General features: G+C 64.4%; 12 protein-coding genes. All 12 read left to right on the forward strand.

What is annotated here, in order from left to right; genetic code table 11:
- Positions 1-168 precede the first annotated feature (168 nt).
- The 12 genes from mraZ to murB are packed head-to-tail and all read left to right on the forward strand — an operon-like array spanning position 169 to position 13853.
- Positions 169-666, forward strand: coding sequence for a division/cell wall cluster transcriptional repressor MraZ (gene mraZ / locus JO965_RS07495; RefSeq protein ID WP_114943002.1), 498 nt, complete (start codon positions 169-171; stop codon positions 664-666).
- The gene (rsmH, locus tag JO965_RS07500) at positions 663-1712 is read left to right on the forward strand and encodes a 16S rRNA (cytosine(1402)-N(4))-methyltransferase RsmH (protein WP_203443057.1); all 1050 of its coding nucleotides are present in this window, start codon (positions 663-665) and stop codon (positions 1710-1712) included. The genes mraZ and rsmH overlap by 4 nt, the downstream gene beginning before the upstream one ends.
- Positions 1709-2104, forward strand: a complete 396-nt coding sequence (locus tag JO965_RS07505; RefSeq protein ID WP_203443058.1) for a hypothetical protein — start codon at positions 1709-1711, stop codon at positions 2102-2104. The genes rsmH and JO965_RS07505 overlap by 4 nt, the downstream gene beginning before the upstream one ends.
- Before the next feature lie 5 nt (positions 2105-2109).
- On the forward strand, positions 2110-3876 hold the full coding sequence (locus JO965_RS07510) for a peptidoglycan D,D-transpeptidase FtsI family protein (RefSeq protein ID WP_371826844.1): 1767 nt from the start codon (positions 2110-2112) through the stop codon (positions 3874-3876).
- Positions 3873-5342 (forward strand): UDP-N-acetylmuramoyl-L-alanyl-D-glutamate--2,6-diaminopimelate ligase, encoded by a 1470-nt coding sequence (locus tag JO965_RS07515; RefSeq protein ID WP_203443060.1) that lies wholly within the window; start codon positions 3873-3875, stop codon positions 5340-5342. Before JO965_RS07510 ends, JO965_RS07515 begins: the two co-directional genes overlap by 4 nt.
- Entirely contained in the window at positions 5339-6772 is a 1434-nt protein-coding gene (locus JO965_RS07520) for a UDP-N-acetylmuramoylalanyl-D-glutamyl-2,6-diaminopimelate--D-alanyl-D-alanine ligase (protein ID WP_203443061.1), read from the forward strand. The genes JO965_RS07515 and JO965_RS07520 overlap by 4 nt, the downstream gene beginning before the upstream one ends.
- A 3-nt stretch (positions 6773-6775) precedes the next feature.
- Positions 6776-7861: a phospho-N-acetylmuramoyl-pentapeptide-transferase gene (gene mraY, locus JO965_RS07525; protein ID WP_203443062.1), complete on the forward strand. Its 1086-nt coding sequence runs from the start codon at positions 6776-6778 to the stop codon at positions 7859-7861.
- 5 nt (positions 7862-7866) lie between these two features.
- A complete protein-coding gene (murD, locus tag JO965_RS07530; RefSeq protein WP_203443063.1) occupies positions 7867-9258 on the forward strand; it encodes a UDP-N-acetylmuramoyl-L-alanine--D-glutamate ligase in 1392 nt (463 codons plus the stop codon).
- Positions 9259-9260: 2 nt separating this feature from the next.
- A complete protein-coding gene (locus JO965_RS07535) occupies positions 9261-10403 on the forward strand; it encodes an FtsW/RodA/SpoVE family cell cycle protein (protein ID WP_203443064.1) in 1143 nt (380 codons plus the stop codon).
- A complete protein-coding gene (gene murG / locus JO965_RS07540) occupies positions 10403-11521 on the forward strand; it encodes an undecaprenyldiphospho-muramoylpentapeptide beta-N-acetylglucosaminyltransferase (RefSeq protein WP_203443065.1) in 1119 nt (372 codons plus the stop codon). The genes JO965_RS07535 and murG overlap by 1 nt, the downstream gene beginning before the upstream one ends.
- Positions 11518-12933, forward strand: coding sequence for a UDP-N-acetylmuramate--L-alanine ligase (gene murC, locus JO965_RS07545; RefSeq protein WP_203443066.1), 1416 nt, complete (start codon positions 11518-11520; stop codon positions 12931-12933). Before murG ends, murC begins: the two co-directional genes overlap by 4 nt.
- A complete protein-coding gene (gene murB / locus JO965_RS07550; RefSeq protein WP_371826845.1) occupies positions 12933-13853 on the forward strand; it encodes a UDP-N-acetylmuramate dehydrogenase in 921 nt (306 codons plus the stop codon). Before murC ends, murB begins: the two co-directional genes overlap by 1 nt.
- The last annotated feature ends 16 nt before the right edge of the window (positions 13854-13869 follow it).

A 13869-nucleotide genomic window follows, 5' to 3' on the forward strand; every position in this document is an offset into this window, starting at 1 on the left:
CCATGTTATCCCAAATCATCCCGTCGACGGTGTCTTCCGAAGGGGGCGTCAAGCACTCAAGAAATGCTGACACCCTGCTTCTGAAAGTAGCGTCATCACCGGCTGCGGGTGGCGGATCCTCAAGATCTGCCTTGGGGCTGACAATCAGGAGCGTGCGAGCTGCGGCCAATGAACCGCTTCGTGTCCAATTTCACCAACAAGTTGGATTCGAAGGGTCGCGTCTCGATCCCAGCATCCTTCCGGGCCGTGTTGGCCAGGGACGGATTCGAGGGGCTCTACGTTCATCCGGCGCTGGACGCGCAGGCCTTGGACGCAGGCGGCAATACGCTTCTGAACGAGATCGATGCGTTCTTGTCGACGCTGTCGCCCTATTCGGACGAGCGGGATCAGCTGTCGACGGCGTTGTTCGGGACAAGCGAGATTCTGAAAGTCGATCCGGAAGGGCGTGTCATCCTGACGGATACGGTAAAAGTGCATGCCGGGATTGGCGATACGGTGACGTTCGTCGGACTCGGTCACAAGTTCCAGATTTGGGAGCCCGAGCGCTTCCGTGCGCACTTGGAGGAGGCGCGCACGAAGGTCCGAGACCTGAAGAAAGCATTGGGAAGTCGAGTTATGGAGCCAAGGTTAGTGCAGAACACCTCACCAGGAGTACGGGAACGATGATGGGACGCGGCGACGGCCCAGGAGCCGGAGCCGCTGGCGGACCGTCCCGTCACGTTCCTGTTCTCCTGGAGGAGGTGTGCACGGCGCTCGATGTGAAGCGCGGCGGCACATTCATCGATGGCACGTTCGGCGCCGGCGGATATACCCGCGCCATTCTCGATGGGCATCCTCAAAACAAGGTTGTTGCGATCGACCGCGATCCCGATGCGATCACGGGCGGGGCTTCCCTTGCGGTCAAGTTCAAGAAGCGCCTGATGCTCGTTCCCGGTCGCTTCGGCGATCTCGATGATCTTGCGCAATCGCAGGGTTTCGAGAGCGTCGATGGTGTCGTGCTCGATATCGGCGTGTCGTCCATGCAGCTCGATCAGGCCGAGCGCGGCTTCTCGTTCCGCAACGAGGGCCCGCTCGATATGCGCATGGAGCAAAGCGGCCCGAGCGCGGCCGATCTCATCAACGAATCATCCGAGGCCGAGCTCGCCGACATCTTCTACCATTATGGCGAGGAGCGTCGCGCCCGCGCGGTCGCCCGCGCCATCATCGAGATGCGCCGCCGCCAGCCGTTCGAAACCACGCGCCAGCTGGCCGATCTCGTCGCTTCGCTGATCCGGCAGGAGCCCGGCGGCATCCATCCGGCGACACGCGTGTTCCAGGGCCTGCGCATTGCGGTCAACGATGAGCTCGGCGAATTGGTGCGCGCGCTGCACGCGGCTGAGCGCATTCTGAAGCCCGGCGGTCGTCTCGTCGTCGTCACGTTCCATTCGCTCGAAGACCGCATCGTGAAGCAGTTCTTCGCTGCCCGTACCGGGCGCGCGGCCACCGGCTCGCGCCATCTGCCGACGGCTGCCGCACCGGAGCCCACTTTCGATGCGATCACCAGAGGTCCTGTCGGACCGAGCGAGCAGGAAATGGCGCGCAATCCGCGGGCGCGTTCCGCGAAGCTGCGGGCCGGTGCACGCACCGACACGCCGCCGCAGGAGCCTTTGAGCGCCATCACCATGCTGGCTGAGTTGCCGCAGACGGCCGAAAAACGGGGAGGGCGCCGATGATCCGGCTGCTCCACATCATTGCGATCTCTGTTCTCATCGCATCGGCAGGCTATGCCTATTCGATCAAGTACGACACGCTCTATTATGCCGAGCAGGTCGCGAAGCTGAAATCCAAGGTGCAGCGCGAGCGCGAAGCCATCGCGGTGCTGCAGGCCGAATGGCAATATCTCGACCGCCCCGACCGTCTGCAGGAAGCCGCCGACAAGCATCTCGATCTCCAGCCCCTGAAGATCCAGCAGCTCGCGCGCCTGTCCGACCTGCCGAACCGTCCCTCGCGTGAGGACGAGATCGGCCGCAAGCTCGAAGCGCTCGGGCTTCTCGGGCCGACATCGACGCCGAAGGACAAGAGTTCGGACGCCCGCACCCCGACGACCCAAACCCCGAGACGGTGAGCCTCGTGTTGCAAGAGCCCCAAACCGAATGGCAGGGTAAGAAACCCATACAGAAACGTGGTGTGCTCGGTCACGCCCGCGAGCTGTTTCGTCTGCGCCACGACAAGAGCACATCACGCGTTGGCCTCGCGGCAGCCTGCTTCGTCGGATTGTTCAGTCTCATTGGCGGACGCCTCGTCTACCTTGCCGTCACGAGCGAGAACACCAGCGAGGTGCGCCGCGTCGCGTCTTCCGAGATTTCCGCTGCGCGTCCCGATATCGTCGACCGCAACGGCGAGATCCTCGCCACTGACGTGAAGATGGTCTCCGTCTTCGCCGAGCCGCGCAACATCGTCGATAAGGATGAGGCGGTCGAACTCCTGACCGCCGTTCTGCCCGACCTCGACGCCACGGATCTGCGCAACAAGCTCGGCACCAAGAAGGGCTTCGTCTGGGTCAAGCGCGAGATCACACCGCGCCAGCAGGCGGAGGTGCATCGCCTCGGCATTCCCGGCATCGGATTCCTGCCGGAGAACAAGCGCGTCTATCCGAATGCGGAGGCGGCTGCGCACGTGCTCGGCTTCGCCAACGTGGACAATGTGGGCATCGCCGGCATCGAGAAATACATCGACAGCATGGGCCTGCAGGATCTCAACGGCGCAGGCTTCAACATCTCCGCCGCCGACCTCAAACCCATCCAGTTGTCGCTGGATCTGCGTGTGCAGCACGCACTTCGTGACGAGCTTGCCAAGGGCATGGCGAAGTTCAAGGCCAAGGCCACCGCCGGCGCTATCCTGGACGTCAACACCGGCGAGATCATCGCTCTCGTGTCGCTGCCGGATTACGACCCGAACAACCCGGTCGATGCGCTCGACAAGGACCGAATCAACCGCATCAATGTCGGCGTGTTCGAGATGGGATCGACCTTTAAGGCGCTCACCGTCGCGATGGCGCTCGATTCCGGCAAGTACAACATCAATTCGACCTTCGATGCGCGCTCGGGCCTGCGTTACGGCCGCTTCACCATCGGCGATTATCACCCGACGCGGCGCGTTCTCAGCACGCCAGAAGTGTTCGTGCACTCCTCGAATATTGGCACCGCGCGCATGGCGCTCGGCATCGGCGTCGAGGGCCACAAGACGTTCCTGCGCAAGATGGGCCAGCTCTCGCGTCTCGAAACCGAGATGCCGGAAAACGCCCTGCCGATCATTCCGCCGCGCTGGGGCGAACTCAACACCATGACCATCGCCTTCGGCCACGGCCTCGCGGTCGCGCCGCTTCAGGCGCTCATGGCTGTCGGCGCGCTGGTCAATGGCGGCGTGCTGATCAAGCCGACCGTTCTCAAACGCAACGAGGCCGAAGCGCGCCAGAACGCGCTGCAGGTTCTGAAGCCCGAGACGAGCGAGGCCATGCGCTATGTGATGCGCCTCAACGCATCGACTCCGGAAGGCTCGGCGGGCTCCGCCTCCGTCGCAGGCTTCTTCGTCGGCGGCAAGACCGGCACCGCCGAGAAGGTGATCAACGGCCGCTACGCCAAGAACAAGAACTTCACCACCTTCACCGCCGTCGTTCCGGCCGACAAGCCGAAATACGTGTTCCTCACCATCATGGACGAGCCGCAGGCGGTGGAAGGCACCTATGGCTTCTCGACCGCAGGCTGGAACGCGGGTCCCGTGACCGGCAACGTGATCGAGCGCGTGGCGCCGCTGCTCGGTGTTCCGCCGCGCTTCGAGCCGCCGGCACAGCCTTTCCCGCTGATGTCGCGCCTCGGTGCCTGGGGCAGCAACCGATGAGCGCGCGGACCATGCATCTCGGCGATCTTGTCGATCTGGCACAGGGGCATGAGCATGCCCCTCTCGTCATTTCGAAGATCGCTTCCGACAGCCGCAAGGTGGAGCAGGGCACCCTGTTCTTCGCCGTGCCCGGCACGAGGGTGGACGGCATGAGCTTCGTGCCGCAGGCCGTGGCCTCAGGCGCCGTCGCCATTGTCGGTGAGGCGGCGCGTCCGTCGGATCTCCCGGGCCATATCGCTTATGTTCAGGTGGACGACGTGCGCCGCACGCTGGCTCTCGCCGCCGCACGCTTCTATCCGAGGCAACCGGAGAAGATCGTCGCCGTCACGGGCACGAGCGGCAAGAGCTCAGTGGCCGATTTCACGCGCCAGTTGTTCGCCCATCTGGGATACAAATCCGCCAGCGTCGGCACGCTTGGCGTGATCACCTCGGACGGAAAAGCCTACGGCTCGCTGACAACACCCGATCCGATCTCCCTGCACGAGAGTTTCGATCGCTTAGCGAACGATGGCATCACGCGGCTTGCGATGGAAGCCTCCTCGCACGGCATCGACCAGCGCCGTCTCGATGGCGTGCATCTCGATGCTGCGGGCTTCACCAATCTCGGCCGCGATCATCTCGATTACCACGCGACGACGGAAGCCTATGCGGCGGCGAAGATGCGCCTGTTCGACACGCTTCTGCCGGGCGACGCGCCCGCCATTATCAATGCGGACGGCCCTTATGCGGATGTGTTCCTGCAGGGCGTGCGCAATCGCGGCCTGAAGCTTCTCACCACCGGCAGCACGGGCGAGGCGATTCGTCTCGTCGAAGCGCGCGCGGAAGGCTTCACGCAGGCACTCACCGTTGATGCTTTTGGGAAAACCATCCGAACCACGCTACCTCTTCTCGGCGCCTTCCAGGTCGAGAATGCGCTCGTGGCCGCAGGCCTTGTACTCGCCGTCGAAAGCGAGAGCAGGGCGGCAGAGGTGTTTGAGGGCTTCCGAACCCTCAAAGGCGTGTCCGGCCGCCTGGAGCAGGTGGGCGAGGTGGACGGCGCCATCTGCATCGTCGATTACGCGCACAAGCCCGATGCGCTCGCCCATGTGCTCGATGCGCTGCGTCCCTTCGTCAAGGGAAAGCTGATCTGCGTCCTCGGTTGCGGCGGTGACCGGGATCGGGGAAAGCGTCCGCTCATGGGACGCATTGCCTCCGACAAGGCGGATGTTGTCATCGTCACGGACGATAATCCTCGCTCGGAAGACCCGGCCGCAATCCGCGCCGAAGTTCTCAAAGCTGCACCCAGCGCCCGCGAGATCGGGGATCGGGCTCAAGCCATCCGCACGGCCGTGAACGAGCTTCGCCAAGGCGATATTCTGGTCGTGGCCGGAAAAGGCCATGAAACCGGCCAAATCATCGGCGACCGGACCCTGCCGTTCTCGGACCACGACGAGGTCCGGGCGGCCATTGCGGAGAGGCAGGGATGAATTCGCCCCTTTGGACAAAAGATGAGATTGCAGCCGCCACCGGCGCCCGCATCGGCGCCGGCTTCGCGAAAGGCACAGGCGCGTCCATCGATACGCGCACGCTGGAGCCGGGCGATCTCTATTTCGCCATCAAGGGCGACGTTCATGACGGGCACGATTTCGTGCGGGCCGCGCTGGATAAAGGCGCATCTGCCGCCGTCGTGTCAGAGGAAAAGGCTCCTGCCTTTCAAGGCTCCGACAGGCTCATCGTCGTGCCGGATGTGCTCGAGGCCATGCGCCAGATGGGCCGTGCCGCGCGCAAGCGCACCGATGCGAAGATCGTCGCGATCACCGGCTCCGTCGGCAAGACCGGCACGAAGGAGGCCATGCGCCTTGCATTGTCGCGCGAAGGCGCGACGCATGCCTCGGTCGCGTCCTACAACAATCACTGGGGCGTGCCGCTGACGCTGGCCCGGATGCCGCGCGAGACCACCTTCGGCGTGTTCGAGATCGGCATGAACCATGCCTACGAGATCATGCCGCTGACCGGCATGGTGCGTCCGCATGTGGCCGTGATCACCACCATCGAGCCGGTCCATATCGAGTTCTTTCCCTCGCTCTGGGGCATCGCCGATGCCAAGGGCGAGATCTTTTCCGGCCTTGAGCCCGGCGGCACGGCGGTGATCAGCCGCGACAACGCCTATTTCGAGCGCATGCGTGCCCATGCCTCTGCATCCGCGGCGGGCCGTGTGATCACCTTCGGCGAGCACGAGGCGGCGGATATCCGCGCTCACCGCATCATCGTGAAGCCCGATCATTCCGTGGTCGATGCCACGATCTTCGGTCAGCCCCTGACCTACAGGATCGGCACGGCCGGCCGGCACATCGCGCTCAATTCCTTAAGCGTGCTCGCAGCCTCCCACGCACTCGGCGCCGATCTCGCGCTGGTGGCGCTCTCCTTCGCGGAGCTGAAGCCGCCGGTCGGGCGCGGCGAGCGGACCATGCTTACCATCGGCGACGGTGAGGCGCTTCTGATCGACGAGAGCTACAATGCCAATCCGGCCTCCATGCGCGCGGCACTCGCCAATCTCGGCGCCGTCGAACTCGGCCGCGGCGCGCGGCGCATCGCCGTTCTCGGCGACATGAAGGAATTGGGCGAAACGGGCCCGCGCCTGCATGCGGAGCTCGCGGAAGCCATCGAGGCCAACAAGATCGACCTGCTGTTTGCCGGCGGTCCCCTCATGAAAAATCTCGTCGATGCTTTGCCGAAGGCGAAGATCGCAGTCCACGCGGATACCTCCGCCGAACTGGTCGATGAGGTCTGCGCGGCTGTGCGTCCAGGTGATGCCGTCACCGTCAAGGGCTCGCTCAGCATGAAGATGGCCTTGATTGTCAAAGCCTTGAAAGAACGTTACGGCGCGAGCCCGACCGCCCACGCGCTGAAAGGATGATCGATGTTCACCTGGTTGGCTGAGCTCAGCCCTTACTTCAGCCCCCTCAACGTCTTCCGCTACATCACGTTCCGCACTGGCGGCGCGACCGCGACCGCCATGCTGATCGTCTTCCTGTTCGGCCCGTGGATGATCTCGCTCCTGCGTCTGCGCCAGGGCAAGGGCCAGCCGATCCGCGAGGATGGGCCGCAATCGCACCTGCTGACGAAGCGTGGTACGCCGACCATGGGCGGATTGATGATCCTCGCGGGTGTGCTGATCTCGACCCTACTCTGGGCGAACCTTGAAAACCATTATGTCTGGATCGTGCTGTTCGTCACCGTGGGCTTCGGCGCCATCGGCTTCTATGACGATTATCTCAAAGTCACGAAGCAGTCGCACAAGGGCTTTTCCGGCCGCTCGCGCCTTGCCATCGAAGCGCTGATCGCAGCCCTTGCCTGCATCGCGATTTCCTATATGGCGACGCCCGGCCTTGCCAACAAACTGGCATTGCCGTTCTCGAAGGACCTGATCTTCAACCTCGGCTGGTTCTACATCGTCTTCGCCGGTTTCGTGATCGTCGGCGCAGGCAATGCGGTGAACATCACCGACGGTCTCGACGGCCTTGCCATCGTGCCGGTGATGATCGCGGCAGGCACCTTCGGCTTCATTGCCTACCTGTCCGGTAACGCGGTGTTCTCCAACTACCTGCAGATCCATTTCATCCCCGGCACCGGCGAGTTGGCAGTGCTCTGCGGCGCGCTCATCGGCGCGGGGTTGGGCTTCCTCTGGTTCAATGCGCCGCCGGCCCAGATCTTCATGGGCGATACGGGCTCGCTGGCGCTCGGCGGCATGATCGGCACCATCGCGGTCGCGGCCAAGCACGAGATCGTGCTCGCCATCGTCGGCGGCCTCTTCGTGCTGGAGATCATGTCCGTCATCATCCAGGTCACGTCGTTCAAGCTCACGGGCAAGCGCGTCTTCAAGATGGCGCCGATCCACCATCATTTCGAGCAGCTGGGCTGGACCGAGCCGCAGGTGGTGATCCGCTTCTGGATCATCGCCGTCGTGCTCGCGCTCACCGGCCTCGCCACCCTCAAGCTGCGGTAAGACGCATGATCCCCGTCACCACCTTCGCTGGCAGAACGGTCGCGCTCTTCGGCCTCGGCGGCTCGGGGCTCGCGACAGCGCTTGCCCTGAAGGAGGGCGGGGCGCATGTGATCGCCTGCGACGACAACCCGGCAAAGATGGCCGAGGCCAACGCGAAGGGCATCGAGACCGCCGACCTGCGCAAGGCCGACTGGTCGCGCTTCTCATCCCTCATCCTCTCGCCGGGCGTGCCGCTGACCCATCCCGAGCCGCACTGGTCGGCGACGCTGGCGAGGCAAGCCGGTGTCGAGATCATCGGCGACATCGAGCTGTTCTGCCGCGAGCGGGCGAAAATCGCACCGAACGCACCCTTCGTGGCCATCACCGGCACGAACGGCAAGTCCACCACAACGGCGCTGATCGCGCATATCCTGCGCGAGGCCGGCCGCGACGTGCAGATGGGCGGCAATATCGGCACCGCGATCCTGTCGCTCGAGCCGCCGTCGGACAGCCGCATCCACGTGGTCGAGTGCTCCTCGTTCCAGATCGACCTCGCGCCGTCGCTTAGCGCCACGATTGGCGTTCATCTCAACCTGTCGCCGGATCACATCGACCGGCACGGGACGATGGCGCTCTATGCGGCGATCAAGGAGCGTCTGGTGGCGAAGGCGGGGCTTGCCGTCATCGGGGTTGATGATCCGACGAGCCGCGCGATTGCGGATACCTGCGAAGGCACTGGCGTCAACGTTGCCCGCGTCTCGGTCGAGCCGTTAAGCGGGAAGGGCGTCTTTGCGGACGGTGAAACGCTTGTCGGCGTGACGGATTCCGACGCTGCTCCCATCGCCAATCTGTCGGGCATCGGTTCTCTGCGCGGTGCACACAATGCGCAGAACGCCGCTGCGGCAGTCGCGGTCGCTTTGGCGTTGAATGTTTCTCCGGAGCAGATCCGCTCCGGCCTGCAGACCTTCCCTGGCCTGCCGCATCGCATGGAGGAGGTCGGCCGCATCGGATCGACCCTTTTCATCAACGACTCGAAGGCCACCAACGCGGATTCCACCGAGAAGGCGCTGAAGTCCTTCGACGACATTTTCTGGATCCTCGGCGGCAAGGCGAAGGAAGGCGGCATCGAGCCGCTGAGAGCCTACTTCCCGAGGATCCGCAAGGCCTATCTCATCGGCGCGGCCGCGGATGAATTTGCCGGGACGCTCGGCAGCGACGTTCCCCATGTCCAGAGCGGCACTCTCGATAAGGCTGTGGCACAGGCGGCAGCGGATGCCCAGGCGCTGGGCAGCTCCGCCGTCGTGCTGCTGTCGCCGACCTGCGCGTCCTACGATCAATTTCCGAATTACGAAGTGCGCGGAAATCATTTCCGCGATCTGGTCCGGGCGTTACCCGGCATCGAAGCCAAGGGGGCTTAGACATGGTGTCACGTGCGGAACGCTCGGCCTTCGGCGATTGGTGGTGGACTGTCGATCGCCTGCTCCTCGCAGGTCTCGCCATCCTCATGCTGGCGGGCCTCGTCTTCCTCATGGCGGGCGGCCCGCCTGTCGCAGAGCGGCTCGGCCTCTCCACCTTCCACTTCGTGAACCGGCAGGTGATGTTCCTCATCCCGGCGCTCGCGATCATGATCCCTGTCTCGTTCCTGTCGCTTCGCCACATCCGGCGTCTGGCGCTGCTGGTCTATGCGGTCGGCATGGTGTTGATCCTGCTGGCGTTCCAATACGGTCCCGAGATCAAGGGTGCGCATCGCTGGATCATGATCGGCCCGCTCGGCTTGCAGCCCTCCGAATTCGTGAAGCCCGCTTTCGTGGTACTCTCCGCCTGGGCCTTCTCGGAAGGCGCGCGGCGCAAGGACGTACCGGGCACCCTGCTGGCTTTCCTGCTTCTGCCCGCCACCATCATCCCGCTCATCCTCCAGCCTGATTTCGGCCAGACCATGCTCGTCACCATCGTCTGGTGCGGCCTGTTCTTCATCGCGGGCCTGCACTGGTTCTGGGTGATGGGTCTCGGCGGCGCCGGGCTTGTCGGCATCGTGGCGGCCTATGAATTCCTGCCGCACGTGCGCGCCCGCATCGAGCGCTTCCTCGACAAGGATTCCGGCGATACCTTCCAGGTCGACACGGCGATGGAATCCTTCTCCCGCGGCGGCTGGCTCGGGCGCGGTCCGGGCGAGGGCACGGTCAAGCGCATCCTGCCCGATGCGCATACCGACTTCATCTTCGCGGTGACGGCCGAGGAATTCGGCATCGTCGTCTGCATCGTGCTGCTCATGGTCTTCGCCTTCATCGTGCTGCGCGGCCTGACGCTCGCGCGGCGCAGCGAGGATACGTTCTGCCGCCTCGCGGCCACGGGCCTCATCTTCATGTTCGGCCTGCAGGCCTGCATCAACATGATGGTGAACGTGCATCTCATGCCGGCCAAGGGCATGACGCTGCCCTTCATCTCCTATGGCGGCTCGTCGCTGCTCTCGCTCGCTCTCGGCATGGGCTTCCTCATCGCGCTCACGCGGCGGCGCCCGCGCGCCGAGATGATGGACCACTACAATCAGGATCGGGCGCATTGATGAGCGCTCCTCTCATTCTCCTGACCGCCGGCGGCACTGGCGGTCATCTGTTTCCGGCCGAAGCGCTCGCCAATGCCTTGAAGGCCTCCGGCGCCAAGGTGGCGCTCGCCACCGACAAGCGTGCCAACGCCTATGCGGGTTCGTTCCCGGCCGACGAGATCGTCGAAATTCCCTCCGCTACTCCGTCCGGCCGCTCGCTACCGCAGATGGCGAAGGCCGCGCTGCTGCTGGGGCGGGGAACATTGAAATCGGCTTCTCTCATTCGGCAGATGAAGCCCGATGTCGTCGCCGGCTTCGGCGGCTATCCCACCGTGCCGCCGGTTCTGGCCGCATCCTTCCTCAAGGTGCCGACAGTGATCCACGAGGCGAACGGCGTAATGGGCCGCGCTAACCGCCTGCTCGCCCGCCGCGCCAGCGTGATCGCCACGGGCTTCGCCGACATCAAGGGCGTTCCGGCGAATGTGCCGGGCAAACTCGTCCACACGGGCAACCCGATCCGTCCCGCGGTTCTGGAGGCGGCGAAGCATCCCTATGCGAGCCTGGAGCCCAACGGAAAACTCCGCCTCCTCGTGGTCGGTGGCAGCCAGGGCGCGCGGGTGATGAGCGATGTAGTGCCGCCCGCAATCGAACTGCTTCCACCGGATCTGCGCTCACGTCTCGGCGTCACGCAGCAGGCAAGGGGCGAGGATCTGGAGCGCGTGCGCGAGCATTACCGGAATCTCGATGTGGAATTCGAGGCGGAGCCCTTCTTCAAGGACCTGCCGCAAAGACTGGCCCAGGCCCATCTCGTGGTCTCGCGGTCGGGCGCCTCGACGGTGGCGGAACTGGCGGTGATCGGCCGTCCCTCGATCCTCGTGCCCCTGCCGGGCTCTCTCGATCAGGACCAGGCGGCCAACGCCAAAACCCTTGGAGATTTGGGCGCTGCCATCGTTTGTCCGCAATCGGACTTCACCCCTGAGCGTCTGGCAAACGAAATTCAGCTCTTTTTTCAAGAGCCTGACCGCTTGACCAAAGCCGCCGCCGCTGCACATAGCGCCAGGATCACGGATGCGGCGGAACGTCTGGCGCAAGCCGTTCTTACCCTCATTCCTTCGAACAATAACGGAAAAAAACCATGAAACTGCCGCCGAAGCTTGGTCCCATTCACTTCATCGGCATCGGCGGGATCGGCATGTCGGGCATCGCCGAGGTCATGCACAATCTGGGCTACACGGTGCAGGGCTCGGACGCCGCCGACAATTACAACGTCCGGCGCCTCAACGATAAGGGCATCAAGACCTTCATCGGCCACAAGGCCGAGAATGTGGACGATGCGGAGATCGTCGTGGTCTCGACCGCTATCAAGCGCGACAACCCAGAGCTGATCGTCGCCCGCGAGAAGCGCCTGCCCGTCGTGCGCCGCGCCGAGATGCTGGCCGAGCTCATGCGCTTCAAGTCCTGCGTCGCGGTGGCCGGCACCCACGGCAAGACCACCACGACGTCGCTCGTCGCCACGTTGCTCGATGCGGGCGGGCTCGATCCGACTGTCATCAATGGCGGCATCATCAATGCCTACGGCACCAATGCCCGCATGGGCGATGGCCAGTGGATGGTGGTGGAGGCGGACGAATCCGACGGCACCTTCCTGAAGCTGCCGGCGGACGTCGCCATCGTCACCAACATCGATGCCGAGCATCTCGACCATTTCGGCACGTACGACGCGATCAAGGACGCGTTCCATTCCTTCATCAACTCGATCCCGTTCTACGGTTTCGCGGTGATGTGCATCGACCATCCGACCGTGCAGGATCTCGTGGGTCGCATCGAGGACCGGCGCATCATCACTTATGGCGAGAACCCGCAGGCGGACGTGCGCATCATGGATGTCGATCCGCGCGGCGGACAGACCAAGTTCCGTGTCATGATCCGCGACCGCCGTCCGGGTTTCCGTCTCGAGCTGGAAGACCTCGTGCTGCCGATGCCGGGCGCCCATAACGCGCTCAACGCAACCGCCGCCATTGCCGTCGCGCACGAGCTCGGCGTCTCGCCCGATGCGATCCGCAAGGCACTTGCCGGCTTCGGCGGCGTGAAGCGCCGCTTCACCCGCACCGGCGACTGGAACGGCATCACCGTGTTCGACGATTACGGCCACCATCCCATCGAGATCGCAGCGGTGCTGAAAGCCGCGCGCGCCGCGACGGACGGACAGGTGATCGCCGTGGTGCAGCCGCACCGCTATTCGCGCCTGTCGTCCCTGTTCGACCAGTTCTGCACCTGCTTCAACGATGCGGATGCGGTCATCGTCGCGCCGGTCTATGCCGCTGGCGAGCAGCCGATCCCGGGCGCCGACCGCGACGGCCTCGTGTCGGGCCTGAAGGCGCGCGGCCATCGCAACGTGATGGCGCTCGAAAAGTCGGAGGACCTCGCAGGCCTCGTGAAGGGCATAGCGCAGCCGGGTGACTACGTGATCTGCCTCGGCGCCGGCAACATCACCCAATGGGCCTACGCGCTGCCGGGCGAGCTCGAGCATCTGGGCGAGAAGGCTGCCTGATGTTTGCCGATATCGTTCCCGACCTGAAAGCCGGCATGCCCGAACTGCGTGGTAAGCTGGAGGCGAATGCGCCGACGGCGCCGCTGTCGTGGTTCCGCACAGGCGGTCCGGCGCAGGTGCTGTTCACGCCGGTCGATGCGGATGATCTCGCATACTTTTTGCAGCACCTCGATCGCAGCGTGCCGGTTCTCGTCGTGGGCCTCGGCTCAAACCTGCTCATTCGCGATGGCGGATGGGAAGGTGTGATCATCCGTCTGGGCAAAGGCCTTGCCGATGTGTCGGTCGAGCCGGGGCATCGCGTGCGTGCCGGCGCTGGCGCGCCTGACGTGAAGGTGGCGCGCGCGGCGGCGGAGGCCGGTATTGCGGGCCTGTCCTTCCTGCGCGGCATCCCCGGCGCCATCGGTGGGGCTTTGCGCATGAATGGCGGCGCCTATGGCGGCGAGACGAAGGACGTGCTCGTCGAGGCCAAGGGTGTCACACGCAATGGCGAAGCGGTGAGCTTCTCCAATGCGCAGATGGGCTTCACCTATCGCCATTCGAGCGTGCCGGACGACGTGATCTTCACGGAAGCGCTGTTCGAGGGCCGTCCGGGCAATTCGGACGAGATCCTCGCCGAGATGAACGCGATCACCGAGGCGCGTTCCTTGACGCAGCCGGTCAACACCCGCACGGGCGGCTCCACCTTCAAGAATCCGCCGGGCAGGAAGGCGTGGGAGCTGGTCGACGCTGCGGGCTGCCGCGGGCTTCGCATCGGCGATGCCCAAGTGTCCGAGATGCATTGCAACTTCCTGATCAACCATGGCTCCGCCTCCGCGGCCGATATCGAAGGCTTGGGCGAGGAGGTACGCCGCCGCGTCCGCGAGGCGTCGGGCGTGGAGCTCGAATGGGAAATCAAGCGGGTCGGACTGGCGAAGGCCTGATCCGAATCACTTAATC

This window comes from Microvirga sp. VF16 (assembly GCF_016864375.1).
Taxonomy (GTDB): domain Bacteria; phylum Pseudomonadota; class Alphaproteobacteria; order Rhizobiales; family Beijerinckiaceae; genus Microvirga.

Coding starts and splice junctions, on each gene's coding strand:
- mraZ (WP_114943002.1), top strand. CDS start 169: ATGAACCGCTTCGTGTCCAATTTCACCAACAAGTTGGATTCGAAGGGT.
- rsmH (WP_203443057.1), top strand. CDS start 663: ATGATGGGACGCGGCGACGGCCCAGGAGCCGGAGCCGCTGGCGGACCG.
- JO965_RS07505 (WP_203443058.1), top strand. CDS start 1,709: ATGATCCGGCTGCTCCACATCATTGCGATCTCTGTTCTCATCGCATCG.
- JO965_RS07515 (WP_203443060.1), top strand. CDS start 3,873: ATGAGCGCGCGGACCATGCATCTCGGCGATCTTGTCGATCTGGCACAG.
- JO965_RS07520 (WP_203443061.1), top strand. CDS start 5,339: ATGAATTCGCCCCTTTGGACAAAAGATGAGATTGCAGCCGCCACCGGC.
- mraY (WP_203443062.1), top strand. CDS start 6,776: ATGTTCACCTGGTTGGCTGAGCTCAGCCCTTACTTCAGCCCCCTCAAC.
- murD (WP_203443063.1), top strand. CDS start 7,867: ATGATCCCCGTCACCACCTTCGCTGGCAGAACGGTCGCGCTCTTCGGC.
- JO965_RS07535 (WP_203443064.1), top strand. CDS start 9,261: ATGGTGTCACGTGCGGAACGCTCGGCCTTCGGCGATTGGTGGTGGACT.
- murG (WP_203443065.1), top strand. CDS start 10,403: ATGAGCGCTCCTCTCATTCTCCTGACCGCCGGCGGCACTGGCGGTCAT.
- murC (WP_203443066.1), top strand. CDS start 11,518: ATGAAACTGCCGCCGAAGCTTGGTCCCATTCACTTCATCGGCATCGGC.
- murB (WP_371826845.1), top strand. CDS start 12,933: ATGTTTGCCGATATCGTTCCCGACCTGAAAGCCGGCATGCCCGAACTG.